This window comes from Amycolatopsis sp. NPDC004772, assembly GCF_053601215.1.
Genome location: NZ_JBSGBK010000063.1, coordinates 1 through 24,535, shown reverse-complemented (window position 1 = coordinate 24,535; position 24,535 = coordinate 1). Strand labels below are relative to the sequence as shown.

Annotated in this window: 25 protein-coding genes; 10 read left to right on the top strand and 15 right to left on the bottom strand. The window is 72.3% G+C overall.

Annotation, left to right across the window (positions count from 1 at the left end):
• Nucleotides 1-53: 53 nt before the first annotated feature.
• The gene (locus ACWEF6_RS30145; protein ID WP_449686032.1) at nt 54-1,148 is read left to right on the top strand and encodes a carboxylate-amine ligase; all 1,095 of its coding nucleotides are present in this window, start codon (nt 54-56) and stop codon (nt 1,146-1,148) included.
• On the opposite strand, the gene ACWEF6_RS30140 is transcribed toward ACWEF6_RS30145, so the two are convergent.
• Together ACWEF6_RS30140 and ACWEF6_RS30135 are read right to left on the bottom strand one after the other, a co-directional pair.
• Complete coding sequence (locus ACWEF6_RS30140; RefSeq protein WP_449686031.1) at nt 1,145-2,482, bottom strand: RNA polymerase sigma factor; 1,338 nt, start codon at nt 2,480-2,482, stop codon at nt 1,145-1,147. The two genes, ACWEF6_RS30145 and ACWEF6_RS30140, sit on opposite strands and share 4 nt — an antisense overlap.
• Nucleotides 2,483-2,538: 56 nt before the next feature.
• The gene (locus ACWEF6_RS30135) at nt 2,539-2,919 is read right to left on the bottom strand and encodes an STAS domain-containing protein (protein WP_449686030.1); all 381 of its coding nucleotides are present in this window, start codon (nt 2,917-2,919) and stop codon (nt 2,539-2,541) included.
• Nucleotides 2,920-3,025: 106 nt separating this feature from the next.
• Here ACWEF6_RS30135 and ACWEF6_RS30130 point away from each other — a divergent pair, with 106 nt between their 5' ends.
• Entirely contained in the window at nt 3,026-4,159 is a 1,134-nt protein-coding gene (locus ACWEF6_RS30130; RefSeq protein WP_449686029.1) for a carboxylate-amine ligase, read from the top strand.
• Nucleotides 4,160-4,167: 8 nt separating this feature from the next.
• Nucleotides 4,168-5,160, top strand: a complete 993-nt coding sequence (locus ACWEF6_RS30125; protein WP_449686028.1) for an iron-containing redox enzyme family protein — start codon at nt 4,168-4,170, stop codon at nt 5,158-5,160.
• 42 nt (nt 5,161-5,202) lie between these two features.
• Here ACWEF6_RS30125 and ACWEF6_RS30120 read toward each other — a convergent pair whose 3' ends face one another.
• Complete coding sequence (locus ACWEF6_RS30120) at nt 5,203-5,415, bottom strand: CDGSH iron-sulfur domain-containing protein (protein ID WP_449686027.1); 213 nt, start codon at nt 5,413-5,415, stop codon at nt 5,203-5,205.
• On the bottom strand, nt 5,402-6,121 hold the full coding sequence (locus ACWEF6_RS30115) for a methyltransferase (RefSeq protein WP_449686026.1): 720 nt from the start codon (nt 6,119-6,121) through the stop codon (nt 5,402-5,404). The genes ACWEF6_RS30120 and ACWEF6_RS30115 overlap by 14 nt, the downstream gene beginning before the upstream one ends.
• A 154-nt stretch (nt 6,122-6,275) precedes the next feature.
• Between ACWEF6_RS30115 and ACWEF6_RS30110 the strand changes: the two genes are divergently transcribed.
• The gene (locus tag ACWEF6_RS30110; RefSeq protein ID WP_310975710.1) at nt 6,276-6,440 is read left to right on the top strand and encodes a hypothetical protein; all 165 of its coding nucleotides are present in this window, start codon (nt 6,276-6,278) and stop codon (nt 6,438-6,440) included.
• Nucleotides 6,441-6,497: 57 nt separating this feature from the next.
• Here ACWEF6_RS30110 and ACWEF6_RS30105 read toward each other — a convergent pair whose 3' ends face one another.
• On the bottom strand, nt 6,498-7,766 hold the full coding sequence (locus tag ACWEF6_RS30105; protein WP_449686025.1) for an ATP-grasp domain-containing protein: 1,269 nt from the start codon (nt 7,764-7,766) through the stop codon (nt 6,498-6,500).
• Between the two features lie 83 nt (nt 7,767-7,849).
• On the opposite strand from ACWEF6_RS30105, the gene ACWEF6_RS30100 reads away from it, so the two are divergent.
• Nucleotides 7,850-9,352, top strand: coding sequence for an FAD-dependent oxidoreductase (locus ACWEF6_RS30100; RefSeq protein WP_449686024.1), 1,503 nt, complete (start codon nt 7,850-7,852; stop codon nt 9,350-9,352).
• A 19-nt stretch (nt 9,353-9,371) separates the two neighbouring features.
• On the opposite strand, the gene ACWEF6_RS30095 is transcribed toward ACWEF6_RS30100, so the two are convergent.
• Complete coding sequence (locus tag ACWEF6_RS30095) at nt 9,372-9,896, bottom strand: DUF1360 domain-containing protein (protein WP_449686023.1); 525 nt, start codon at nt 9,894-9,896, stop codon at nt 9,372-9,374.
• A complete protein-coding gene (locus ACWEF6_RS30090; protein WP_449686022.1) occupies nt 9,893-10,687 on the bottom strand; it encodes an SDR family NAD(P)-dependent oxidoreductase in 795 nt (264 codons plus the stop codon). Before ACWEF6_RS30090 ends, ACWEF6_RS30095 begins: the two co-directional genes overlap by 4 nt.
• A gap of 92 nt (nt 10,688-10,779) precedes the next feature.
• On the opposite strand from ACWEF6_RS30090, the gene ACWEF6_RS30085 reads away from it, so the two are divergent.
• Together ACWEF6_RS30085 and ACWEF6_RS30080 are read left to right on the top strand one after the other, a co-directional pair.
• On the top strand, nt 10,780-11,793 hold the full coding sequence (locus ACWEF6_RS30085) for a DNA topoisomerase IB (RefSeq protein ID WP_449686021.1): 1,014 nt from the start codon (nt 10,780-10,782) through the stop codon (nt 11,791-11,793).
• Between the two features lie 81 nt (nt 11,794-11,874).
• Nucleotides 11,875-12,201 carry a hypothetical protein gene (locus ACWEF6_RS30080; protein WP_449686020.1) on the top strand — a complete coding sequence of 109 codons (327 nt, stop codon included), beginning with the start codon at nt 11,875-11,877 and terminating at the stop codon, nt 12,199-12,201.
• 223 nt (nt 12,202-12,424) lie between these two features.
• On the opposite strand, the gene ACWEF6_RS30075 is transcribed toward ACWEF6_RS30080, so the two are convergent.
• Together ACWEF6_RS30075 and ACWEF6_RS30070 are read right to left on the bottom strand one after the other, a co-directional pair.
• On the bottom strand, nt 12,425-12,805 hold the full coding sequence (locus tag ACWEF6_RS30075) for a VOC family protein (RefSeq protein ID WP_449686019.1): 381 nt from the start codon (nt 12,803-12,805) through the stop codon (nt 12,425-12,427).
• A gap of 4 nt (nt 12,806-12,809) precedes the next feature.
• On the bottom strand, nt 12,810-13,823 hold the full coding sequence (locus tag ACWEF6_RS30070; RefSeq protein WP_449686018.1) for a YihY/virulence factor BrkB family protein: 1,014 nt from the start codon (nt 13,821-13,823) through the stop codon (nt 12,810-12,812).
• Nucleotides 13,824-13,877: 54 nt separating this feature from the next.
• Here ACWEF6_RS30070 and ACWEF6_RS30065 point away from each other — a divergent pair, with 54 nt between their 5' ends.
• On the top strand, nt 13,878-14,345 hold the full coding sequence (locus ACWEF6_RS30065; protein WP_449686017.1) for an SRPBCC family protein: 468 nt from the start codon (nt 13,878-13,880) through the stop codon (nt 14,343-14,345).
• A 183-nt stretch (nt 14,346-14,528) separates the two neighbouring features.
• Here ACWEF6_RS30065 and ACWEF6_RS30060 read toward each other — a convergent pair whose 3' ends face one another.
• From ACWEF6_RS30060 to ACWEF6_RS30035, 6 genes are all read right to left on the bottom strand, one after another.
• A complete protein-coding gene (locus tag ACWEF6_RS30060; RefSeq protein WP_449686016.1) occupies nt 14,529-16,121 on the bottom strand; it encodes a phytoene desaturase family protein in 1,593 nt (530 codons plus the stop codon).
• Nucleotides 16,122-16,138: 17 nt separating this feature from the next.
• Nucleotides 16,139-17,212, bottom strand: coding sequence for an NAD-dependent epimerase/dehydratase family protein (locus tag ACWEF6_RS30055; RefSeq protein ID WP_449686015.1), 1,074 nt, complete (start codon nt 17,210-17,212; stop codon nt 16,139-16,141).
• 34 nt (nt 17,213-17,246) lie between these two features.
• The gene (locus ACWEF6_RS30050) at nt 17,247-19,271 is read right to left on the bottom strand and encodes a CocE/NonD family hydrolase (protein WP_449686014.1); all 2,025 of its coding nucleotides are present in this window, start codon (nt 19,269-19,271) and stop codon (nt 17,247-17,249) included.
• A 22-nt stretch (nt 19,272-19,293) separates the two neighbouring features.
• Nucleotides 19,294-20,478 (bottom strand): zinc-dependent alcohol dehydrogenase, encoded by a 1,185-nt coding sequence (locus ACWEF6_RS30045; RefSeq protein WP_449686013.1) that lies wholly within the window; start codon nt 20,476-20,478, stop codon nt 19,294-19,296.
• Nucleotides 20,479-20,540: 62 nt separating this feature from the next.
• Nucleotides 20,541-21,536 carry an anion permease gene (locus ACWEF6_RS30040; RefSeq protein ID WP_449686012.1) on the bottom strand — a complete coding sequence of 332 codons (996 nt, stop codon included), beginning with the start codon at nt 21,534-21,536 and terminating at the stop codon, nt 20,541-20,543.
• Nucleotides 21,537-22,151: a DUF47 domain-containing protein gene (locus ACWEF6_RS30035; protein WP_449678403.1), complete on the bottom strand. Its 615-nt coding sequence runs from the start codon at nt 22,149-22,151 to the stop codon at nt 21,537-21,539.
• A gap of 93 nt (nt 22,152-22,244) precedes the next feature.
• Between ACWEF6_RS30035 and ACWEF6_RS30030 the strand changes: the two genes are divergently transcribed.
• Both ACWEF6_RS30030 and ACWEF6_RS30025 read left to right on the top strand, forming a co-directional pair.
• On the top strand, nt 22,245-23,186 hold the full coding sequence (locus tag ACWEF6_RS30030) for a glycosyltransferase (RefSeq protein WP_449686011.1): 942 nt from the start codon (nt 22,245-22,247) through the stop codon (nt 23,184-23,186).
• A 23-nt stretch (nt 23,187-23,209) separates the two neighbouring features.
• Complete coding sequence (locus ACWEF6_RS30025; RefSeq protein WP_449686010.1) at nt 23,210-24,418, top strand: glycosyltransferase family 4 protein; 1,209 nt, start codon at nt 23,210-23,212, stop codon at nt 24,416-24,418.
• Nucleotides 24,419-24,535 lie beyond the last annotated feature (117 nt).

Below are 24,535 nucleotides of genomic sequence, written 5' to 3'. Positions count from 1 at the left end.
CGAACCGCCCGCCGGGTATTCGTCCGGTCCCCGACCCCCCCAGGAGAACACCGGTGAACCAACCGACGGGCGATGTGCTGACGTTCGGCATCGAAGAGGAGTTCTTCGTCGTCGACCGCAGCGGCCACCTGTCCCACGCCGGCGACGACGTCGTCGACGCGGCCGAAGCCGCCGGAGACGACCGAGGCGAGCTTCAGCACGAGCTGACGCGGTCTCAGGCCGAAGCCGCCACCGACGTCTGCCGGACCCACACCGAAGCCCTGCGCCAGTTGCGCGGGCTGCGCGAAGACCTCGCGGGCGCCGCCCGCCGGCGCGGGTACCGCGTGCTGCCGGCGGCGTCCCCGCTGCTGCTCGAAACGAACCCGCCGGTGATCACGCCGAACCCGCGTTACGAGCGGATGGCCGAGCACTTCGGCGCCACCGCCCGGACGTCGCTGACCTGCGGGTGCCACGTGCACGTGGCGATCCCGGACAAGGAGAGCGGCGTCCAGGTCCTGAACCGGATCCGGCCCTGGCTGCCGGCCCTGCTCACGGTGACGGCGAACTCGGCGATTTCCGACGGCTACGACACGGGTTACTGCAGCTGGCGCTACCAGCAGTGGAGCCGCTGGCCGTCCGCGGGACCGCCACCGCGCTTCGCCTCGCTGGACGAGTACGAAAGCATCGTCGACGGCTGGCTGCGCGCGGGCTCGATCCTGGACCGCGGAATGATCTACTGGGACGTCCGGCTTTCGGACAAGCAGCCGACGCTGGAGTTCCGCATCGCCGACGTCGCGGCGGTGCCGGAGGACGCGGTGTTGCTGGGCGTGCTGGCGCGAGGCCTGGTCGCCACGGCCCTGGCCGACGACGGTCCGGCGCCGCACCTGTCGAACGAGGTGCTGCGCGCGCAGCTCTGGCGGGCCTCGCGCGAAGGGGTGACCGGCTGCTGCCCCCACCCGAAGAGCGGCGATCTGGAGCCGACGAAGGCGGTCCTGGACGACTTGGTGGAGCTGACGGCCCCGGCCTTGGAAGCGGCCGGGGACTTGGAGTTCGCGAGGGAAGGAACGGCCCGCCTGGCCGCCGAGGGCGGCGGCGCCGACCGCCAGCGGCGGCGGTTCGGGGAACGAGAGCGGGCCGAGGACGTGGTCGATCTGTTGACCGGAGACTAGGAAGCCTCGCACCCCGGCGCCGGCTCGCCGGGGCCGAGTTGCAGGGCGGCCAGGACCTCGTGCGGCGCCATCGCCAACCCGGGCTGGTGGTCCAGCTGGAATTGCTGGGCCGAGGTGAGCTGGTGGACGCCGACGGTCCCGTCCACCTTCACGATCAGCAGGGCACCGACCCGGATGACCGCTTCCTTCGTCGGTTGGAGGGCGGTCAGCACCGGTCCGAGGTTCTGCAGCATGGTCGCGGTGATCGTCGCGTCCTGGCTGAGGACGAGCCGGGCTTCCGCCGCGTGGGCCGCCACCTGCGCGAGTTCACGTCCGGCCGGCGTGCGCGCGGCGTGGCGGACCCGTCCGCGCAGCCGGCGGAACCACGATCCGATGATCGGCTCGTCGGCGTCGGCGATCCAGCCACCGGCCCGGACCACGAGTTCTTCGACGGCGCTTTGGACCTCGGTGTGCGTGGCTTCCTCGGACAGGTAAATGCTGATCGGCAGCTCGGACGGCGTGGGGTCCGCATTCGACGGCCCGGTGGAACTGGGGATCGAGAACCCGGAGTAATCGGTTTCTTGAGCCCTCCGGCCGCACGTCGGGCAGTGGAAGGCGTGTTTGAGAATGGCCTTGCTCTGATCGGAAGTGAGAACCAGCCGGTTGCGGAGATCCCGCTGAGCCGGGAACAGGATGTCGTCGAGCAGGTTGTCCAGTGATGGGCAGTCGCCTCGGCCGGAACGGACGAGAACGAGCGCGACGATCGCATCGTGGGTACGCAGCCGTGCACGAGCCAACTGGCGGTTCACGATCGGGACCGGCATGTCCAATGCCGCAGCGAGCTCGGCACCGACGACCACCCGGTCGCGCTCGACGCTCAACCGGACGTGCTCCTGCATCACCCGCTGAAGTTCGCCGCCGATGCTTTTGATGGCGAGCGGGAGCATGGACCAGAGGTCACGTTTGCTGATGATCGTTTCCAGGTCGACGGGGACCGAAACCAGGTCTTCCAGGTCGAACTTCGTGTGCGCCAGCTCGAGGTACGGTTCGGTGGGCGCGTAGGCCACATCGTCCAGCTCGGCCAGCGAGCTGCTGCGAACTTCGCGATACCGCTCCTTGAGAACGTTTCTCGCGATCCCCAGCAGCCATGACACGGGAACATGCGGATCGTGCCCGGCCCGAATGGACTCCAAGGCGCGCAAGACCACTTCGCTGACGCAATCGTCGACATCCGCCGGATTCGGCACCCGGCCAGTGAGATAATTGCGGACACGGCTCTGGCAAAGTTCGAACAAGGCCGCCGATACGACCGCGTCTCCGCCCCGCAATCGGCCGATCAGGTCGTCGTCCAGCATGCCGCCTCCCCTGTATTCCAATCCACAGAGGTTAGCCGAAAAAACGGCGCGGCTCGCTAACCCTGAAGCCGGTCGAGCAATTCCAGTGCCCGGACCGCGGCACGCGACCGGCCGGGATCGAGCACCAGGTGAACGCCCACCGCCTCGGCGTGGCGGTGGGCGCGCAGGAGCACACGGATGCCCGCCGCGCCGAGGAAGCACACCTGGCCGAGGTCCACGCGTAACACTCCGGGGCGTGCTCGCACGTGCTCGTCTAGGACCGCCGCCAAGCCCGCCACCGTGCACAGGTCCACCTCGCCCGTGACCTCGACGACCACCGCGTCCGGGCTCTTCCAGCGGAGGTGGCTCCCCTGGTCGCCTTCGGACGGGGCGCGGGGTGACGGCAGGCGGTGCGACGGCGGAGCGCCCACCACCCGCAGCCGCTCGTGAGTTGTCATGGGTGCGAGGTACCCGCCGCCGGCGAACCGCGAAACAAGCGCCGGGTCCAGGCGCATTTCCGCGGCCGCAGCGGGTAACCCCAGCCGGTCCGGAAGGAGCCTGCCCATGTCCGACGGCCCGCCCACGATGGGCGTCGAAGAGGAGTTCCTCCTCGTGAACCCCCGCACCGGGCACGCTTCGCCGTGTGCCGAGCCGGTGCTGGCCCGGCACCGCCACCACGGGCCGCTGCCCGACGGCGTCCGGGTGCACCGGGAACTGCGGCTCACGCAACTCGAAGCCGCCAGCGGGGTCTGCACGACCGCCGACGAGCTCCGGTACCAGCTGACCGCCGCGCGCCGGGTGCTGGCCGGCGCCGCCGCGGCCGAAGACTGCGCGTTGCTGGCCACCGGGACGCCGGTCGGGCCCGCGCCGGCCGCGGAGCCACCCGCGAGCACCGGCCGGTACGCCGAGATCGATGCCGTCTACGGCGCCGTCGTCGCCGACTACGAGGCCTGCGGGTGCCACGTCCACGTCGGCGTGCCCGATCCCGACACCGCGGTGGCCGTCGTCAACCACCTCGGCCGGTGGCTGCCCACGTTGCTCGCGCTGTCCGCCAATTCGCCGTTCGACCACGGGCGCGACACCGGCTACGACAGCTGGCGGATGGTCCTGCAGTCCCGCTTCCCCGGCTCCGGCGTCGCCCCGCACCTGCGCAGGTACGCCGACTACCGGCGGGCCGTCGACACGCTGGTGGACTGCGGCGCGCTCGTCGACCCGGATCAGACGTTCTGGCTGGCCCGCCCGTCCGGCCGGTTCCCGACGGTCGAGTTCCGGGTCGCCGACACCGCCCTGACCGTCGACCACGCCGTGCTGCAGGCCCTGCTCAGCCGGGCACTGGTGCAGCGGGCGCTGGCCGAGCTCGCCGAAGGCCGGGAGGCCGCGCCGCTGTCCCCGCAGGTGGCCGCCGCGGCCGTGTGGGCCGCCGCGCGTCACGGCCTCGGCGGGGACTTGGTGGACGCCGCCGAGGAGACCCGCCGTCCGGCGTGGACGCTCGTCGACGACCTCCTCGCACACGTCCGGGCGCCGCTGGAAGACAGCGGTGACCTGGCCGAGGTCCGGAAGCTCGTCGACGCGGTGCGCGACGGCGGTACCGGGGCCGCGCAGCAGCGGGCGGTGGCCGGCGAGGAGACGGCGGCCGCGGTGCGGTGGCTCACCGCGGCGACCGTGCCCGCCGCGCATGGAACGCTGCTGACCGGGTAGCCGCGACCATGACGACTTCCACCACCGCGGCGGCCACCCGGCCGGCCGCGCGAGGCCCGCTTTCGGCTTCGGTGCTGGGCATCCTCCTGCGCGAACAGCCGCGGGCCGACCTGGACTTCGACGGTCTCGCCGACGCCGACCCGCTCGGCGACGACCTCCAGCTGGCCCTGCACCTGTGCTACGAACTGCACTACCAGGGCCTGCCGGGCGTGTCCCCCGACTGGGAATGGGACCCGGAGCTGCTGCGCCTGCGCGGCGCGCTGGAGGCCCGGTTCCTCGCCGCTTTGCGCGAGAACGTGGCGGGCGGCGACGACGTCCAGGCGGAACTCGACGGCCTGCTGGTCGAGCCGATCGACGTCGAAGGCGTCTCGCACTACCTGCGCGACCACGGCGATTGGACACAGCTGCGGGAGTACTTCACGCACCGCTCGATCTACCACCACAAGGAGGCCGATCCGCACGCGTGGGTGATCCCGCGGCTGCGCGGCCGCGCCAAGGCCGCGCTGGTGGCGGTCGAGTTCGACGAATTCGGCGGCGGCCGCGCGGAGCTCGTGCACGCCCGCCTCTACGCCGACCTGCTGCGCGCGGCCGGGCTGCCCGACGGCTACCTGGAGCTCATCGACCAGGTGCCCGGTTCCATGCTGGCGGTGGTCAACATGATGTCGCTGTTCGGCCTGCACCGGTCGTTGCGGGGCGCGCTGTGCGGGCACTTCGCGGCGGCGGAGATCACGACAGCACCGTCCGCGCAGCGGATGGACCAGGCCCTGCGACGCCTGGAGGCCCCGGAGGCGTGCCGGTTCTTCTACACCGAGCACATCGAAGCCGACGCGGTCCACGAGCAGGTCATGCGCCACGACGTGCTCGGCGACCTGCTGGACCAGGAGCCCGAACTGGCCGCCGACATCGTGTTCGGCATCCAGGCGACCGAGTTCCTCGAGGGCCGCTTCGGCGAGCAGGTGCTGAGCCGCTGGAAAGCCGGCCGGTCGTCCCTGCGGAGCTGACCCGGAAATGGCCTCCCGGCCGGACCGGGAGGCCATCGCCCGTCAGTCGTCCGCCTGGGTGCGGACGCGTTTGCGGTGACTGGTGTCGCAGAACGGGAACCGCTTGCTCCGCCGGCACGCGCACACCGCGACCAGGAACCGGTCGGAGCGCACCAGCTCGCCGTCGGGCGTGCTCAGCTCGACCGGCCCCTCCACCAGGACCGGGCCGCCCGGGACGACGGTCACCCGGCGAGGCCCGCGCTCAGCGTTCGGCACGCAGCACCACCAGCTCTTCCACCCGCTGGCCGGGCTCGATCAGCCCGGCCGCCTCGAGGAAGTCGGTCCGTCCGGAAAGGACCGGGCCGAACGGGATTCGCGCACGCCGGGCCACCGTGGCCCGCAAGCCCTGCGCGGCCGGCATTTCCCGTGACTTGTCCACATCGGACAGTGCCGACTGCACGAGCAGCATCGTCCCGCCCGGGCGCAGCAGCGTGCCCGCGGCGGCGCACAGCGGGTCCAGCAGCGCGCGGCCGTCCGGGCCGGCGTCCCAGCCCCGGGTGGCCCGGACCGTCGCCGCCGGGGACGGCACGTACGGCGGATTCGCGACGACGACGTCGAACGGGCCCTCGCGCAGCGCTCGGGCGAGGCCGCCCCGGCACGGGCGCACGGCGAGCTGCCGGACCAGCGCGTTCAGCCGGGCCGAGGCCAGCGCCCGGCGCGAAAGATCCACCGCCAGCACGGTTCCCGCGCCGCGGCGGGCCAGCGTGATCGCCTGCGCGCCGGTGCCGGTGCACAGGTCGAGGGCGCGGGCGCCGGGCGGGATCGCCAGTTCGGCGATCGCCGACGCGAGCAGGGCGGTGTCTTCCTGGGGGCGGTAGACGCCGGGCAGCCGCAGCATCCGCGGGGCGGGCGGTACGGGCGAGTGGACGACGGACCGGGCGGCCAAGGGGCCCGGGCGGACGGGTTCCGCCGACGTGGTCATCTGGGTCTCCTTCACCTCACCGCGGTCCCGGCGCGATCGCCGGCGACAACCGCGTCGCTCCCGGCTTACCCGGCGATCTTCGGGGCAAACGCCGGTGGTTGAGCGGTGCACGGCGGGGTATCCGGTGCGGAAACGACCGTGAAGGAGGGACGAAATGACGTCCGAAGAGCGCACGCAGCACCCGACCGACCCCGCCGAAGGCGCCCGGGGCGACGACCCGCACGGCGACACGCCGGAAGCCCAGCGCGAAACCCTCCGCGGCGAGCAGGGCACGTCGACCGGGGACGAGCACGACGACAGCGACCCGCAGTCGGGCTGAGGCACGAAAAAACGGGGTCGCGTTCGGACTGTCCGAACGCGACCCCGTTTTTCGTGCTCACTCGAATGCGAACGGCAGGGCGTCCACGCACGCCTGGTACTTCTGCACCATCTCGTGCTCGGTGTGCCCCGCGACGAACAGGTGGGCCAGCTCGAAGCTGTAGCTGTCCTGCTCGGGCAGGTCCGACAGCCGCTGCCCCACCTCCGGCACGATTTCGATCTGGGTGCCGTCGATGCGGTTCTGCACCGTCGCGATCTCCTCGGGCGTCGGCACGCGCGTCACGACGCCGTCCTCGAACCGGCGCAGGTACCACTTGCCGGCGATCTGGTAGGTGCCCTTGCGGGGCCGGCGGCCGGGGTCCTGGCCCAGGCCGAGGCGGACCATGATCTCGTGGTTGGCGACGCCGTCGACGAACTCGAACAGCTCGGCGTGCGACTGCGAGTGCCGCGGGTTGATCTCCAGCAGGCACACCTGGCCGGAGTCGGGGTCGCAGAAGAACTCGATGCTGAAGGTGCCGTTGTCGAAGCCGATCTGCTTCATCACGCGCTCCGCGACCTCGCGCATCCGCTGGACCGGCTCTTCCCCCAATTGCGATGGGTACTGGTGGCGCAGGAAGGACGAGCTGTCCGGGTAGTTGATCGAGTCGAGGGCGCCGTAGACGGTGACCTCACCCTGGTGGACGTACCCTTCGACGGCCGCCTGGACGCCGTGCAGCGCCTCCTCGGCCAGGCAGGCGGCCCCGCCGACCCGGGCGATCTCCGGCGGCAGGCCGGCCTGGTCGAGGACGTAGCCGAACGGCTCCCCCACCCGGCCGACGCCGGCCCGGATCTCGGCCACCGCGTCGGCGAATTCCGCGTCGTTCTCAGCCTTGAAGGCGAGCTCGGAGGAAAAGGACTTCACCGGCTTGAGCCACATGGGGTAGCCGACACCCTCGGGCGGAGCGGGGCGCTCGTCGCCGAGCTCGACGATGCCGAAGTTCGGCAGCTCGTCGATCACCTTTCTCTGCTCCAGCCGGCTCCAGTACTTGTGCTCGCACTTCAGCACCGCTTCGAGGGAGACGCTGGGCAGGCCGTAGCGGCCGCAGAGGATGGGTACGAGCGTCGCGGCGGGGAAGTCCCAATAGCTGACGATCGCGCCGACTTCGCCGTCGAACGCGTCGAGTTCGTGCTGCGCTGTCTTCAGCAGCGCTTCGAAGTCGATTTCGCCGTGTTGCAGCTCTTCGGGGGTCAGGAGCCCGTGGAACCGGTAGCTTCCGGCCCACGGCAGGCGATCCAGTACGCGCTGGTTCTCCTCGTCCAGGCCGATCACGAAGATGTCGGTACTCATGAGCTGGGGCTACCCCTGGTTTCGCGCGGGCGAAACGGGCCGGATGGCCGGTTTGGCCGGGCGTTCAGCGGGCACCCGCAGGCATGACAGCCCTGCCCGAACCGCTCTCGCTGTGGGTCGAAACCGCTCCCGCCCCGGATCGCACCGCCGTCCCGGTGCCGGAATCCGCCGACGTCGCGGTGCTCGGCGCGGGCATCGCCGGGCTCACCACCGCGCTGCTGCTCGCGCGCGCCGGCCGGTCGGTCGTCGTGCTGGAGGCCGAGCGGGTCGCGGCCGGGGTGTCCGGCCACACGACCGCGAAGGTCAGCGCCCAGCACGGGGCCAAGTACGCGGACCTGACGTCCCGCCACGGCGCCGGTGCGGCGAAGGCCTACGCCGGCACCCAGTCGGCGGCCCTCGAATGGGTGGCGGCCACCGCGGCCGACCTCGGCATCGACTGCGGCTTCACCCGCGCGGACAGCTACGTCTACACGACCCGGGAAAGCACCGTCGACTCCCTCAAGCAGGAGGCCGCCAGCCCCGCCGCGGCGGGGCTGGCGGCGTCCTTCACCGAGGAGGTCGCGCTCGACGTGCCCGCGCTGGGCGCCGTGCGGACCACCGGGCAGGCGCACTTCCACCCGCGACGGTGGCTGCTCGGCCTGGCCGCGGAAATCGAGCGGGCGGGCGGCACGATCGTCGAGCACGCCCGGGCCACCGCGCTCAACGGCCGGACCGTCCGGACCTCGCGCGGTGACGTCGTGGCGGGCGAAGTCGTGGTCGCGACCCACTATCCCGTCCTCGACCGCGGCCTGTACTTCGCCCGGCTCGATCCGGTGCGCGACCTCGTCGTCGCCGGCCCCGCGGCCGGGAACAGCGCGCCCGAAGGCATGTTCCTCGACGCCGACACGCACCACTCCGTGCGCGGCTACACCGAGCAGGGCACCCCGATGGTGATCGCCGGCGGCGAGCACTACCGGGTGGGCGCGCACGTCAACGTCGAACGCCGGTACAGGCGGCTGGCGGACTGGGCGGACCGGCACGCGGGCCTGCACCGCGTCACCCACCGCTGGTCGGCCCACGACATGTCCACGCCCGACCTGCTGCCCTACGTCGGCCGCTATCTGCCGGGGACGAAGAACCTGTGGGTGGCCACCGGGTTCGGCCAGTGGGGCATGACCGGCGGCACGGCCGCTGGGCACGTGCTGGCGGCGCGGATCCTCGGCGAGCCGCACCCGGCCGCGGACCTGTTCGACCCCAACCGCTTCGACGTGCGCTCGGTGCTCGAGGTGGCCCAGGACAACCTGACCGTCGCGAAGTACCTCGTCGGCGACCACGTCGCCGCGCTGTGGCGGTCCGAGAAGCTCGACGACCTCCAACCCGGCGAGGCCGAGATCGTCCGGGTGGGCGGCGAGCTCGTCGCGGCCCACCGCGACGACGCCGGGAAGCTGCACACCGTCGGCGCGCACTGCACCCACCTGGGCTGCCTGGTTTCGTTCAACGACGCGGAGAAGACCTGGGACTGCCCGTGCCACGGCTCGCGGTTCGGCGTCGACGGCGAAGTCGTGCAGGGCCCGGCGGTCCGCCCGCTGCGCCGCGGCCCGGACTGAGCCGCGGCGCGAACCCGGGCTAACCGGACGCGAGCTTCTTGCCCGCGTCGTACAACAGGTGCAGGGCGTCCGCCAGGCCGACGGCCGTCAGCATGGCCGCCGCCAGCCGGGTCACGCGCGGGGCCATCACCAGGCCGCCGGCCAGTCCGGTGGCGATCCAGACGTTCAGGCAGAATGGGCACGAGACGAGCTCGCCGACCGCGTGCCCGACGTGTCCCTTCGCCGGGACGGACTCGTTCAGCTCGTCGTCTCCGGCCGGTTCTTCGTACCGGGTGAACGGGGCGCGCAGCGGGCTGGTGACGGCGTCCTTGGCCAGCAGGCGGCTGGCCTTGAACGTCGCCACGCCCAGCAGGATCGTGTCGCCGGCGCCGATCCGCCGCGGCAACCGGGCCCCGACGGCGCGGCCGAGCAGCGTCAGCCCGCCGACGAGGCCACTGTAGGCACCCATCGCGGCGACGTACCCGCCCAGCGGCCGGTCTTCCCCGCCGGCGTAGCTGCGCTGGACCTGCTTCGCCTTGCGGGTGACGTCTTCGATGACGCTCATGCGTCCGCCGATCCGGGCTGCATCATCTTGCCCTGCTGTTTCGCCTTCGCCTGGTCGGGAAGAAGGCGCGAGCCGGCCGCCTGGAGCTTGTTCTTCACCGCGCCGGGGACGATCTTGTCCTTGCCGGACATCAGCGCTTCGTAGCCCGCTTCGGCGATCTCGGCCGGGCTGTCCTTGTCGCCGGTGGCGATCTTGGTGTCCGCCATGTCGGCGCGTTCGAAGAACTCGGTGTCGACCGGGCCCGGCAGCATCGCGGTGACGGTGACGCCCTTGTCCTTCACCTCGGCGCGCAGGCCTTCGGAGAACGACGTCAGGAACGCCTTCGAGGCGGCGTAGACGGCCTGGTAGGGCGCGGGCGACGTGCCGGCGATCGACGAGGTGAACAGCACCCGGCCGTGGCCGCGGCCGACCATGCCGGGCACCACCCGCTTGGTCAGGTGCACGGCCGAGCGGACGTTGAGGTCGACGACCGTCAGCTGGTCCTCCAGCAGGGTGTCCCCGGCGAACTCGCCGTTGATCCCGACGCCGGCGTTGACGGCCAGTGCTTCGACCGGGCGGTCCGCGAGCCGGCGCACGAGTTCCTCGACGCCGTCCGGGGCGGCGAGGTCGGTGCGGACCGCCTCGACCTGCGCCCCGCACGCGCGGACCGCGTCGGCGGCCGCGGCGAGCTCGGCGTCTTCGGCGGCCAGGACGAGGTCGAAGTCGTGCCGGGCGAACTGCTTGGCCAGCTCCAGCCCGATCCCGCTCGACGCGCCGGTGACGACGGCGAGCGGCTTGGTTGCGGTGGTCATCCGTGCTCCTTCCGGTGCTTCTCCCGTCGGCTACCCGCCGCCGAGGGCGGCAATCATGGTTTCCCGGTACGCCGGGCGGGTATTTCGCGGCGGTGGGACGCACCAGACTCCGGCGCAGTGACCTGCGCGGCCCGGGCATCAAGCGCATCCGCCGCGGCCGCGGGTTCTCCTATGCCATGCCCGACGGTTCACCGGTGACCGACGACGAGCTGCTGACCCGGATCAAGGACCTCGTCATCCCGCCGGCCTGGCGGAACGTGTGGATCTGCCCGTACCCGAACGGACACGTCCAGGCGGTCGGCACGGACGACGCGGGGCGGCGCCAGTACCTGTACCACGAGCAGTGGCGGCGCGACCGCGACGAGGAGAAGCACGACCGCGTGCTGCAGATGGCCCGCCGGCTGCCGGCCTGGCGTTCGTCGGTGGCGGACGACCTCGCCGGGCGCGGCCTGACCCGCAAGCGAGTGCTCGCGGCGGCGTTGCGCATGCTCGATCGGGGGATCTTCCGCACCGGCGGCGAGGAGTACGCGGAGGAGAACGGCACCCACGGCGTCGCGACGCTGCTGCGTTCGCACGCGGCGGTCCGGGGTGACGAATGCCGGTTCTGCTACGTCGCGAAGGGCGGTCTCGATCGCGAAGTGGCCATCCGCGACGCCGAGCTGGCGTCGGTGGTGAAGGCGTTGCTGCGCAGCCGGTCGGAGAGCGACCGGCTGCTGGTCTACCGCGAGGGCGGCACGTGGCACGAGGTCCACGCGGCCGACATCAACGAGCGGTTCAAGGAGCTCGCGGGCGAGGACTGCACGGCCAAGGACATGCGCACGTGGAACGCGACGGTCCTGGCCGCGGCGGCCTTCGCGGCCGCGGACCCCCCGACGTCCGAGACGGCCCGCAAGCGCGCGGAGGCGAAAGTGATGAAGGAGGTCTCCACGGCGCTGGGCAACACCCCGGCGGTCTGCCGCTCGTCCTATGTGGACCCCCGGCTCGTGGAGGCGTACCGCGCCGAGCGCACGATCGCCCCGGCGTTGAAGAGGGCGGCGCGCCTGGACGGCGACGAGGCGCGGGCGGTGCTGGAGAGGGCGTGCGCACGGCTGCTGAACGCGTCGTGACGGTGTGGAGTGGGAGGCACGGTGGGATCCATCCGAACGTGTACTGGCCCGGAGCTGCGCCGGTCGGGGACCCTGGAGGGGATGACGACATCGGCAGTCCGCTGGCGCGCCTCGATCGCCCTCACCGTGGGCGGCGAGGGAACGGTGGCGAGCATCGTCGAGTCCGACCACGGAAGTGAGGGCTCGGCGCGCGAGTGGGTGGAACGGAAGCTGCCCCGCACGAGATTCCCGGCGTGGATCCCGGCGGCCCGGCGAGGAGACGGGGTGGAGTTGTTCGGCCGGGTGGCCCGAGGCCGGGTGGTGACGGGCCGGCTGGTGCCGACCTGGGAACCGGAGGCGCCGGTGTGGCACGCGGATCGAGCGGGAGATGCGGTGCAGTGGCGCCGCTGCGCGGCTGAGGACCGCTGAGGCACCCGGCGGGGGCCGGGCCGAAGGCTGGATGCGGCCGCAACCCACGCGCGCCCGCACGATCCAGCCTCGACGCCGCCCAACGCAGCTCTCCGCGCCCCCAAGCGGCCCTAAGCGCATCCACCGCAACCCAAGCCGACCCAGCGCACCTAAAAGTCACCCCGGGCCACCGCCACCGGAGCTTCCGGACCGCTCAAGGCTGCCCGGAAGCGCGCAGCCGAACTCAGGCCGCGCCCACATCCTTGCGCAGCAAGCAGAACTCGTTGCCTTCCGGGTCCTGCAGGACCACCCACGACTCCTCGCCCGTCTGGCCCACGTCCGCCGGCCGGGCGCCCAATGCCGTCAAGCGCGTCAGTTCCGTCTCCTGGTCCACCCCCGCCGGGCTCACGTCGAGGTGCAGGGGGAGCTTGCCGCGGCGGGGGTTGTCCGTCTGGGCGAGGATCAACGTCACCGGCCCCTCACCGAACGCCGCTCCCGGGGGGCCCAGGGCCAGGCCGTCCGGCTCGTGGCCGATCACCTCGTAGCCGAGGACCGCGCACCAGAACTCGGCCAAGCGGTCCGGGTCGTGGCAGTCCAGCACCAGCTCGGTGATCCGGCAGGCCATCCGCTCACTTCCGTTCCGACTCCGCCACCGCCGCGGCTTCGTCGTCGTCCATCGCCTTCGTGTCCCGCGGCGGCAGGAACGGCTCCTCCTGGTCGTCCGCGCGGCCCGCCTCGATCGTGCGGCCGCGGGCCAGCTCCGCGTCCAGCTCGGCCCCCAGCAGGATCGCGAGGTTGGAGATCCACAACCATACAAGGAACACGATCACCCCGGCCAGCGAACCGTAGGTCTTGTTGTAGGAACCGAAATTCGCGACGTACAGCGCGAAACCGGCCGACGCCAGCACCCACAGCACCACCGCCAGCAGCCCGCCCGGCGTCAGCCACTTGAAGCCCGGCAACCGCACGTTCGGCCCCACCCAGTACAGCAACGCGAACGCCAGACTCACCAGCAGCGCGATCACCGGCCACTTCGCGATCTCCCACACCAGCACGCCCGTCGAGCCGAGGCCGATCAGGTCGCCGAGCCGGCGGGCGACCGTGCCCGTCGCCACCACGCCCAGCGCGCACGCCGCCAGCAGCACCACGATCCCGACCGTCAACGCGATCCGCAGCGGGATCGTCTTCCACACCGGCCGTCCCTCCGGCATGCCGTAGATCGCGTTCGACGCCCGCATGAACGCGCCGATGTAGCCCGACGCCGACCACAGCGCGCCCAGCAGGCCGATGATCGCCAGCGGGCCGGCCAGGCTGCGCGAGCCGGTCAGCTCCCGGATCGCGCCGACGAGGATGTCCTCGCCCTGGCCCGGCACGACCTGGTTGATGTTGTCGATCACCGTCTGGATCTTGTCCGGGCCGAGCAGACCGAGGATCGCGGTGAGCACGATGATGCCCGGGAACAGCGACAGGACGCCGTAGTAGGTGAGCGCCGCCGCCCAGTCGGTGAGGTTGTCGCGGTTGAACTGCTTGAACGTCCGTTTCAGCGCCCCGCCCCACGACCGTTTCGACAGGTCCCCGGGTCCTTCGGGTTCTTTCCCGTGTCTGGCCACCGTCGCCACCTCCTGCTTCGTCGGGGCGGGCATACCCCCGTCCGGGAGTGGGTATGCCTGGTTCGTCACTCGAACCAGGAGGAAGCCGTGCCCGAGGTCAGCCGCGTGATCGACGTACCACCCGACGCCGTGTTCGCCGTGCTCGCCGACGGCTGGATGTACGCCGGCTGGGTGGTGGGCAGCTCCCACATCCGCGACGTCGACGACGAATGGCCCGCGGTCGGCTCCCGCATCCACCACAGCGTGGGCCCGTGGCCGGTGCACATCCAGGACGTGACGGTGGTCCGCGCGGTCGAGCCGGGCCTGTCACTGTCGCTGGAGGCCCACGGCTGGCCACTGGGTGCGGCGGCGGTCGGCTTGACGCTGGTCCCCCACGGCGACGGGCAGACGCTCGTCCGGATGACCGAGCACATCGTCCGCGGCCCCGGCAAGGTGCTGCCCGAGGCGGTACAGGCGCTGATCGCCAAGCCCCGCAACACGGAGTCCCTCGCCCGGCTCGCCGACCTCGCGACGGGCAAACACGCCCGCGCCCAGCACGGCCACCCCAACCCCTAGCCGGACGGTCTCGCGCGGTCGGCCCGCGTTCCGGGACGGTCGGCTCGCGTACCTACGGGATCGGCCCAGGTGTCTCAAGGGGCCACACGCGTGACTGAGGGGCCACACGCGTGATTGAGGGGCCACACGCGTGATTGGAGGGACGACAAGGCGGAGCCACCGCGCTGGTGACCGAAGCGGGAGTCAGCCGTAGATGGCTCGGTGGGCGGCCCGGATCACCGCCGCGTAGCCGCCGCCGAGGCGGCCCGCACGGGCCAGGGCCGCGCGGGCCGCGTTGGCTCCCGGGCCGCCGTGGACCGCTCCGCCCGGGTGGGCCGAGGCGCCCGCCAGGTACAGGCGGTCCACCGGGGTGTCCGGGCGGCCCGTTCCCGGCAGCGGGCGGAAGAACAGCTGCTGGTGGATCGCCGACGTGCCGCCGTTGACCGCGCCGCCGACCAGGCCCGGGTCGTGCTCGGCCAGCTCGGCCGGGCCCTGGACGTACCGGGCCTTGATCAGGCCCGTGAACCCGGGCGCGTTGGCCTCGACCGTCTCCTCGATCCGCCGGGCCCGGCGGTCGAGGGCCGCGCGGCTCTCCATCGTGCCGCGCGGGACGTGCGTGTACGCCCACGCCGACTCGGTCCCCGCCGGGGAGCGCGACGGGTCGCTCGTCGTCATCTGGCCCAGCAGCAGGAACGGGCGGCGCGGGGTCCGGCCGCGGACGAGCTCGCCGCCGAACGCCGACAGGCCGTCCAGGTCCGTGCCCAGGTGGATCGTGCCCGCGCCGCGCGCCGCCTCGGCCGTCCACGGGATCGGGCCGGACAGCGCCCAGTCCACCTTGACCGTCGCGCTGTCCCACTGGAACCGCCGGAGGTCCTCGAGGAACCGGGACGGCAGCCAGGCCGGGTCGAGCAGCGAACCGTAGAGCAGCGGCGCCGGGATGTCGGCGAGCACTGCCTTGCGCGCCCGCACCGGATCTCCGGCGGCGTCGCGGACCCCCAGCGCCCGCCCGTCCGCGACGAGCACCTCGTCCACCGGACGTCCACAGTGGACACGCCCACCCCGGGACTCGAGGCGGCGGACCAGCGCCGCGGCCAGCTCCCCCGCGCCGCCCACCGGCACCGGGAAGCCCTCGTCCTGGCCGATCATCGCCATCAGCCAGCCGAACACCGCGCTGCCGGCGTTGTCCACCGAAAGGTCGCTGTGCGCGGCGTTCCCGGCCAGCAGCAGTTTCGCGCCCTCGCCGGTGAACAGCTCGTCGCCGAACCGGCGCACCGGCAGCGTCAGCATCCGCGCCAGCCGCAGCGCGTCGCCGGTTCCCGTGCGGCGCAGCAGCTTCAGCGCCGGGCGGACCGGCGGGAACGACGTGAACAGCGTCTCCAGCAGCGGCTCGCGGATCTCCCGCCACTGCCGGAACATCCGCCGCCACGCGTCGCCGTCGCCGTCGCCGAACTCCTCGACCGACGCCGCCGTGCGGTCGAGGTCGCGGGACAGCAGGACGCACCGGTCGTCGGGCAGCACGTGCGCCAGGACTTCGGGCGCGTGCCGCCAGCGCAGGCCGTGCTCCTCCAGCCGCAGGCCCCGGATGGCCGGGGACACCGCGCTCATCGGGTAGAACGCGCTGAACAGGTCGTTGCGGAAGCCCGGCTCGGTGACTTCGGCGGTGCGGACGGCGCCGCCGGCGTGCTCGGTCGCCTCCAGGACCAGCACCGACCAGCCCGCGTCGGCCAGCAGGTTCGCCGCCACCAGGCCGTTGTGGCCGGCGCCGATCACCACCGCGTCGACGGCTTCCGTACTCACTCCGGCCTCCCGGCTGGTCAGGCTTGCGACTGGTGGCTCGGCCCGACCCGGGTGAGCGAGCGGAGCCGGGCCAGGACCCCGTCGCGGCGCGGCGGGGCCAGGGGCGGGCTCGCCGCTCCCGCGCCCGACCGGAGCCCGGTGACCAGGTCGGCGAGCGCGGCCGCGGCGTCATACCGAGGTTGCCAGCCCAGCGCGGTCTCCGCCAGCGTCGTGTCCGCGAGCGCCGCCCGGTCGGCCAGTTCGAGCCAGCCGGGGTGCACCGGCAGCACCCCGCCCAGCCAGGCCGCACGGGTCGCGAGCCGCACCACCGGCTTCGGCACCGGGAGGCGCGCTCCCCCGAGGACACCGGCCAGCGCGTCGGCGTCGAGCACCTCCGGCGCGGCCAGGTTGACCGCACCCGCGAACCCCTGGCCGAGGATGAGCCGGATCGCTTCGGCGACGTCGGTGGTGTGCACGATCTGCGCCCGCAGGTCCGTCCACAGCGGAACCGGCAGCCGCCGCCCGCCGACGAGGTGGGCGGGCACCGCCGGGCCGAGCAGCCACCGCGCGAACTCCCCCGCCGCTTCCCGGTGCAGGATCGCGCACGGCCGGAGCCGCGCCACCTTCACCTGCGGGTACTTCTCTTCGAACCGGTCCAGCAGGGCTTCCAGCGCGGCCTTCCCGCGGCTGTAGGCGCTGCCCGCGATGCCGTCGCACGGGAAGTCCTCGGCTACCTTCTCCCAGCGCGGCGCGGGCCCGTAGGCGGCCACGGACGAGGCCACGACCAGGTGCGGCACCCCGGCGGCCGCCGCGGCGGCGAGCACGTTCCGGGTGCCGTGGTCGTTGGTGCGCCACATCGGCGGGTCCCCGCGCACCGGTGAGATCGCCCACGCCAGGTGCACGACGGCGGCCGCCCCCGCGAACACCTCGGCCAGCTCCTCTTCGGCGCCGGGAAGACCGACGTCGACGGCCCGCCAGCCCGCCCGGCGGTACGGCTCGGCCGTCGTGTCCGGCAGCCGCCGCGCGAGCCCGACCACGTCGTGGCCGGGCTCCAGCGCACCCAGCAGTGCCGTTCCGACGTTCCCGGTCGCCCCGGTGATCACGATACGCACCCGAAAGGCTTACCCGGTGTGGCCGCGCCGAAACTCAGACCAGATCGCGCGGGATCCGCCGGTGCCAGTTCCGCGACACCACCCGGCGAGCCCCGTCGTAGCCGTCGAGCTGCGCGTCGATGACGAACTCGGTGTCGGTGCACGACACCCGGGTGCGGGTCTCGCTGCGCGCCACCCAGTCGCCGCGCGCGAAGGTGACGTCCCACGCGGTTTCCGCGACCGGCGAGCAGAAGTCGTCGGCCACCCAGCTGTAGCGCTCGCGGACGTCCCGGGTGACCTCCAGGTCGAGGTCGTCGAACCGGACCGTTCCCGCGTCCTTCACGATGTCCAGCGCCGACCGGTAGTCGACGAGGTCCCGCGAGACGGTCCAGCGCTGCTCCCCCGGGGTCACCGCCGTCACGGACATCGGCGGCGCGCCTTCGGGTTCGCCGAACGGCCGCGCCGGCAGCTCGTCCGGCTCGGCGACCGGGCGCACCGGCAGCTCCAGCGCGCTGTGTCCGGTGTGGACACTCAGCAGCACCGGGGTCGGCGGCGGCCAGGCCAGCGGCCAGTACGACGTGGACAGCGAAAGCCGGATCCGGTGCCCGGCCGGAAAAGCCTGCGCCACGGCGTTCAGCTCGATCTCCACCGGGCACCGCTGCCCCGGTGCCATCGGCGCCGGCTCGTCGTGGCCGTCGCGGTGGGTCAGGTTGAGCAGCCCGTAGGTGACGCGGGTGGCCCGCCCGTCCGGGGCGACGTCCGAGATCCGCGCCGCGACCATCGCCACCGGCTGGTCGGCCGAGACTTCCAGCCGCACCTTCGGGGAGCCGAGGATTTCGCAGCGCTCGGTGAGCACGTCGGTGTCGAACACGAGCGACCCGCCGTCCTCCTCGCGCTGGTCGTAGGGCAGGTCCGGCGGGGCGCTGTAGGACGCCCACTTCCCGGAGAACTGCCCGACCGAAAGCGGCGAAGACACGGTCAGCGCCTCGTCGGCCACGTCCTCGCCCGGCCGCGCGAGGCGATGCCGGGCCAGCGGCAGTTCCTGCGGCTCGACGTGCGGGGACGGCCAGGTGGCCTCGCCGACCCAGCGGCCGGGACGGTCCTCGTAGGACGTCGACGGCGGCACGCTCTCCTGCATCCAGGTGCGCAGCATCGGCCCGTCCATGGCGCCGTTCTCCTCGCCACGCAGCCAGTGGTCCCACCAGCCCACGACCTCCTGGAGGTAGCCGATCGCCGGGCCCGGCTCGCCGAGGTGCGGGTACTTGTGCGACCACGGCCCGATCAGGCCGCGGCGGGGGACGTCGAGGTGGGCCAGCAGCCGGATGACGGCGTTGGAGTAGCCGTCGGCCCAGCCGCTGGAAGCCAGCACCGGCACCTGGACGTCGGTGTAGTTCTCCGACACCGACGCGTGCCGCCAGTAGTCGTCGCGGCGCTGGTGGCCGAGCCAGTTCTCGATCCACAGGCTGCAGTTGTCGAGGCGTTCCAGCCACATTTCGCGCCACCGATCGCCGACGACCGCCGGGTCGGGCGGCAGCGTGGCGTAGGCGAACATCGTGCCGGACTCGGCGACGTTGTCCGAGAGCAGGCAGCCGCCCATGTAGTGCATGTCGTCGGCGAAGCGGTCGTCGGTGAACGACGAGATGACGATCGCGCGCAGGCTCGGCGGTTTCCGGGCCGCCACCTGCAACGCGGCGAACGCCCCCCAGGAGATCCCCATCATCCCGGTGTCGCCGGTGCACCAGGGCTGTCCGGCGATCCATTCGAGGACTTCCTCGGCGTCGAGCTGCTCGCGTTCGAGGTACTCGTCGGCCAGGACGCCCTCGGACTCGCCGGTGCCGCGGATGTCCACGCGCACGCAGGCGTACCCGTGGCCGGCGAGGTAGGGGTGGTGGATCGAGTCGCGGGGCGCGGTGAGGTCCCGCTTGCGGTAGGGGATGTATTCGAGGATCGCCGGCACCGGCTCGGCGTCCGACGAGACCGGCCGCCAGATGCGGGCGGACAACACGGTCCCGTCGGACATCGGGATGCCGACGTGGCCTTCCTCGGTGATTTCGTACGGCAGCGAGGTGACGGCTCGCAAGAGTCAGTTCCCTCCCCAGGGGTTACGGCTGCAGCAGGATCTTCTGGGCGCCGTCGAGCTTCTTCTGGAAGATCTCGTACGCCCGCGGCGCGTCGTCCAGCGGCAGCTTGTGCGTGGCGAAGCCTTCGACGCCGAGCGGGTCGCCGTCGCCGGTGAGCACCGGCATGACGTCGTCGAGCCAGTGCCGGACGTTGGCCTGGCCCATCCGCAGCTGGATCTGCTTGTCGAACAGCTCCATCATCGGCATCGGGTCGACCATCCCGCCGTAGACGCCGGACAGCGAGATCGTGCCGCCGCGGCGGACGCTGTCGATGGCGGCGTAGAGCACGCTCAGCCGGTCGATCCCGGCCTTCTCGGTGATCTTCTCGCCGAGCGGCTGCGGCAGCAGCCCGACCAGGGTGTGCGCGAGCTTGCCGACCGGGGCGCCGTGCGCCTCCATGCCGACCGCGTCGATCACCGAGTCCGCGCCGCGCCCGTTGGTCAGCTGGCGGATGGAGTCGCCGATTTCCTTGTGGTCACGGGTGTCCAGCGCGGTGGCACCGTGTTCGCGGGTCCGGGCGAGGCGCTCGGGCACCAGGTCGACGCCGATCACCTGGCCGGCCCCGCGGTGCCGGGCGATCCGGCAGCTCATCTGCCCGATCGGGCCGAGGCCGAAGACGACGACGGTGCCGCCTTCGGGGACGTTCGCGTACTCGACGGCCTGCCAGGCGGTCGGGACGACGTCGGAGAGGTAGACGAACCGTTCGTCCGGCGGGCCGTCCGGGACCTTGATCGGCCCGTAGTGCGCCTGCGGGACGCGCAGGTACTCGGCCTGGCCGCCGGGGACCTGGCCGTAGAGCTTGGTGTAGCCGAGCAGCGCCGCGCCCTTGCCCTGCTCGCGGACCTGCGTCGTCTCGCACTGCGACTGCAGGCCGCGCTCGCACATCCAGCAGTGGCCGCAGGAGATGTTGAACGGGACGACCACCCGGTCCCCCGGCTTGAGGTTCGTGACCTCCGGCCCGACCTCTTCGACCACCCCCATCGGCTCGTGGCCGAGGATGTCGCCTTCGGTCATGAACGCGCCCAGCACCTCGTACAGGTGCAGGTCGGAGCCGCAGATCCCGGTCGAGGTGATCCGCACGACCGCGTCCGTGGCCTCCTCGATCTTCGGGTCCGGCACCTCGTCGACGCGGACGTCGCGTTTGCCGTGCCAGGTCACTGCCTTCATGGCTCTCCCTTTCCGCGGGCGGGTCTTTCGCCCCGGCTTCCCGCGGAGGGCGGCGGGCAAACTCAGGTGAGCAGGTCGGCCACCAGGTAGACGGCCGCGGCCACCGCGGCGGCGGCCGGGAAGGTCAGCACCCAGCCCATGACGATGTCGCGGGCGATGCCCCAGCGGACCGCCGAAAGCCGCTTGGTCGCACCCACCCCCATGATCGCCGCCGTGATGACGTGGGTCGTCGAGATCGGTGCCTTGACCGCGAACGCCGTCACGTACAACACCGACGACGCCACGGATTCCGCGACGAACCCGTGCGGCGGGTCGAGCGGGAACACCCGCCTGCCGAGCGTCCGCATGATCCGCAGGCCACCCGAATAGGTGCCCAGCGACAAGGCCGCGGCACACACCAGGGTCACCCACAACGGCACCGAGAACGACGTCTGCTGCCCCGCAGCCACCAGCGCCAGGACGATCACACCCATGCCCTTCTGGGCGTCCTGCAGGCCGTGGCCGAGCGCGAGCGCCGACGCGGAGACGATCTGGAACCGGCGGAACACCCGGCCGCTGCGGTGCGGGTTCGCCCGCCGCAGCAGCCACAGCGCGCCGACCATCGCGAGGTAACCCAGGCCGAGCCCGAGCAGCGGCGAGGCCACCATCGGGATCAGCACCTTCTCGGCGATCCCCGCCCAGTGCACGGTGCTCGCGGCGGCCAATGCCGCGCCGACCATGCCGCCGATCAGCGAGTGCGAGGACGACGACGGGAGGCCGAAGTACCAGGTGATCAGGTTCCAGGTGATGGCCCCGGCCAGCGCGGCGAAGACCACGGTGAGCGCGTCCGGCCCCATCGGGACGTCGATGATCCCCTTGGCCACCGTCGCGGCGATGCCGGTGGACAGCAGCGCGCCCGCCAGGTTCATCACCGCCGCCAGCACGAGGGCGGCGCGCAGGGTGAGCGCCCGCGTCGACACCGCGCTGGCGATGGCGTTGGCCGCGTCGTGGAAGCCGTTGGTGTAGTCGAAGACGAGCGTCAGGACGATCACCGTGACCAGGGCGGCGGTGCCCGTCACTCAGGACTCCTTGACCGCGATGGTCTGCACCACGTCGGCGAGGTGCTCGAAGGCGTCGGCGGCCAGCTCGAACTGCTCGACGACCTCCTTGGTCTTCAGCACCTCGAGGGCGTCCCCGCCCGGCTCGAACAGGTGGGCCAGGATCCGCCGGTAGACGCGGTCGGCCTCGTTCTCCAGCTCGTTGATCTCGATCCAGAACGGCTCGAGCTCGCCGACCTTGGCCAGGCCGGGCATCGAGGACGCGGTCAGCTCGGCGGCCCGGCAGAGCACCCGGACCAGGACGTCGATCCCCGGCGGGAAGGTGCCGATGCGGTACAGCACGGCCAGGTCCGCCGCGGTGTCCATGAAGTCCAGCACGTCGTCGATCTTGGCGGCCAGGGCCTGGATGTCCTCGCGGTCGAACGGCGTCACGAACGAGCTGTTGAGCTCCACCATGATCGTGTGCGTCAGCTCGTCGCCCTGGTGCTCGACCTCGTGCAGGCGCTTCGCGATCGCGTCCCGTTCGGCCGGGTCGGCGGCGACGAGGTCACTCAGCAGTGCGGTCGCGGCGACCAGGTTCTTCGCGGCGTCGGCGAGCAGATCGAAGAACCGGGTGCCCCGTGGGGTGAACCGCATGGATGGAAGTCCCTTCGTCGCGCACGCCGGTCGAGGGCCGGGTACCCCGTCCGGCCGTACGTTTAACAGCCGTTCTCCGGGAAACCAGGAGTCATGACCGATCCCGGATCCCGGCGCCTGAGAGTACTGCTCTGGCACGTGCACGGCTCGTGGACGGACGCTTTCGTCCGCGGCCGCCACGACTACTTCCTGCCGGTGTCGCCCGACGGTGCGCCGTGGGGCCTCGGCAAGGCGGGGCGGGACTGGCCGTCGGTGACCGAGGTTCCGCTCGACCGGCTGACCGAAGCCGAGCCCGACGTCGTCGTGCTGCAGCGGCCGGAGGAGCTCGAATTCGCCGTCCGCCTGGGCGTTCCGGCCGTCTACGTGGAACACAACGCGCCCCGGCCGTACGCCGCTTCGAGTGAACATCTGCTGGCCGGGCGGTCCGACGTCACCGTCGCGCACGTGACCCACTTCAACGCGGCCATGTGGGACTGCGGCCGCGCGCCGGTGACCGTCGTGCCGCACGGCATCCCCGACCCGGGCCCGCGCTACACCGGCGAGCTCGCCGCCGGCGTGTCGATGATCAACGAGCCGGTGCGCCGGGAGCGCGTCACCGGTGCCGACCTGCTCGGCACGCTCGCCGAGGCGGCCCCGGTCGACGTGTTCGGCATGGGGACCGAAGAGCTCGGCGCACCGCTGCGCGGGCTGGGCGACGTCGCGGCGCCGAAGCTGCACGACGAGATCGCCCGCCGCCGCGTCTACCTGCACACCGCCCGGTGGACGTCGCTGGGACTGTCCCTTTTGGAGGCCATGCACCTGGCGATGCCGGTCGTCGTCTTCGCCGCCACCGAGGCGGCCGAGGCGGTGCCGGCCGACGCGGGCGTGCTCTCCACCGACGTCTCCGTGCTGGCCCGGGGTTTCCGTGAGCTCCTGAACGAACCCGACTTCGCCGCGCTCGCCGGCAAGAACGCCCGCGAACACGCCCTGAAGCACTACGGGCTGGCCGCCTTCCTGACCGCTTGGGACCACCTCCTCGCCGAGACGGCCCGTTGAACCTCGAAGGGAACGCCTCACCGATGAAGATCGCGATGGTGTCCGAGCACGCCAACCCCCTCGCCGCACTGGGCGAAGCCGACGCCGGTGGCCAGAACGTGCACGTCGCCGAGCTGTCGGCCGCGCTGGTGCGCGCCGGGCACGAGGTCACCGTCTACACGCGACGGGAGAGCCGCGACGAGCCGCCGGAGGTCCGGACGCCGCACGGCTACCGCGTCGTGCACGTGCCGGCCGGGCCGCCGCGCAAGGAGCCGAAGGACCACCTCCTGCCCTACATGGGCGAGTTCGGCAGCTTCCTGCGCGACCAGTGGGCACTCGAACGCCCGGACGTGGCGCACGCGCACTTCTGGATGTCCGGCCTCGCGACGTCGCTGGCGGCGAGCGCGACCGGGACGCCGGTGACCCAGACGTTCCACGCCCTCGGCGTGGTCAAGAAGCGCTACCAGGGCGATCAGGACACCAGCCCGGCCGACCGCATCCGGCTGGAGCGGATCATCGGCCGCCAGGCCGGGCGCGTGATCGCCACCTGCTCCGACGAGGTCTTCGAGCTCTCCCGCCTCGGCGTGCCGCGGCCGCGGATCTCGATCGTCCCCTGTGGCGTCGACCTCGGCCGGTTCTCCCCCGACGGGCCGATCGCCCGCCGCCGGCTGCCGCACCGGCTGGTCGCCGTCGGCCGGCTGGTCCCGCGCAAGGGGTTCGACATCGCGATCACGGCGCTGGCCCAGCTCCCGGACACCGAGCTCGTCATCGCGGGCGGCCCGGAGCGCGGCCGGCTGTCCCAGGACCCCGAGGCGGGGCGGCTGCGGGAGCTGGCCGAGAAGCTCGGCGTCGGCGACCGCGTCCGCTGGCCCGGCCAGGTGTCCCGGGAGGACATGCCGGCGCTGCTGCGCTCGGCCGACGCGGTGGTGTGCACGCCGTGGTACGAGCCGTTCGGGATCGTGCCCCTGGAGGCGATGGCCTGCGGTGTCCCGGTGGTCGCGGCCGCGGTCGGCGGCTTGACCGACACGGTCGTCGACGGCGTCACGGGGCTGCTGGTCCGCCCGCACCAGCCGAAGGAACTCGCGTCAAGGGTCCGCCGGCTGATCGACGACCCGGCCCTCTGCCACGCCTACGGCACCGCGGGCCACGACCGCGCGGTCGCCCGGTATTCCTGGGACCGCGTCGCCGCCGACACGCTGCGCGCCTACCACAAGCTGGTCCCCCAGACCGCCGCCACCGCCTCGGCCCGCTGACCCGTCGTGAGTGGTAAGGCGGGTTAGACCCCAAAAAACAAACCACAAAAAAGACCCACAAACACCCGGGCCGGGGGAGAGGAAAGAGGGGGGGTGGGGAAAGAGTGTTTATATGAG

Excerpts from the sequence above, each read along its gene's own strand:
- ACWEF6_RS30090 (WP_449686022.1), bottom strand. The coding sequence starts at position 10,687 with ATGACCACCGCAACCAAGCCGCTCGCCGTCGTCACCGGCGCGTCGAGC.
- ACWEF6_RS30115 (WP_449686026.1), bottom strand. The coding sequence starts at position 6,121 with ATGACCACGTCGGCGGAACCCGTCCGCCCGGGCCCCTTGGCCGCCCGG.
- ACWEF6_RS30110 (WP_310975710.1), top strand. The coding sequence starts at position 6,276 with ATGACGTCCGAAGAGCGCACGCAGCACCCGACCGACCCCGCCGAAGGC.
- ACWEF6_RS30070 (WP_449686018.1), bottom strand. The coding sequence starts at position 13,823 with ATGCCCGCCCCGACGAAGCAGGAGGTGGCGACGGTGGCCAGACACGGG.
- ACWEF6_RS30035 (WP_449678403.1), bottom strand. The coding sequence starts at position 22,151 with ATGCGGTTCACCCCACGGGGCACCCGGTTCTTCGATCTGCTCGCCGAC.
- ACWEF6_RS30030 (WP_449686011.1), top strand. The coding sequence starts at position 22,245 with ATGACCGATCCCGGATCCCGGCGCCTGAGAGTACTGCTCTGGCACGTG.
- ACWEF6_RS30100 (WP_449686024.1), top strand. The coding sequence starts at position 7,850 with ATGACAGCCCTGCCCGAACCGCTCTCGCTGTGGGTCGAAACCGCTCCC.
- ACWEF6_RS30080 (WP_449686020.1), top strand. The coding sequence starts at position 11,875 with ATGACGACATCGGCAGTCCGCTGGCGCGCCTCGATCGCCCTCACCGTG.
- ACWEF6_RS30045 (WP_449686013.1), bottom strand. The coding sequence starts at position 20,478 with ATGAAGGCAGTGACCTGGCACGGCAAACGCGACGTCCGCGTCGACGAG.
- ACWEF6_RS30135 (WP_449686030.1), bottom strand. The coding sequence starts at position 2,919 with ATGACAACTCACGAGCGGCTGCGGGTGGTGGGCGCTCCGCCGTCGCAC.
- ACWEF6_RS30075 (WP_449686019.1), bottom strand. The coding sequence starts at position 12,805 with ATGGCCTGCCGGATCACCGAGCTGGTGCTGGACTGCCACGACCCGGAC.
- ACWEF6_RS30095 (WP_449686023.1), bottom strand. The coding sequence starts at position 9,896 with ATGAGCGTCATCGAAGACGTCACCCGCAAGGCGAAGCAGGTCCAGCGC.
- ACWEF6_RS30125 (WP_449686028.1), top strand. The coding sequence starts at position 4,168 with ATGACGACTTCCACCACCGCGGCGGCCACCCGGCCGGCCGCGCGAGGC.
- ACWEF6_RS30025 (WP_449686010.1), top strand. The coding sequence starts at position 23,210 with ATGAAGATCGCGATGGTGTCCGAGCACGCCAACCCCCTCGCCGCACTG.
- ACWEF6_RS30130 (WP_449686029.1), top strand. The coding sequence starts at position 3,026 with ATGTCCGACGGCCCGCCCACGATGGGCGTCGAAGAGGAGTTCCTCCTC.
- ACWEF6_RS30105 (WP_449686025.1), bottom strand. The coding sequence starts at position 7,766 with ATGAGTACCGACATCTTCGTGATCGGCCTGGACGAGGAGAACCAGCGC.
- ACWEF6_RS30140 (WP_449686031.1), bottom strand. The coding sequence starts at position 2,482 with ATGCTGGACGACGACCTGATCGGCCGATTGCGGGGCGGAGACGCGGTC.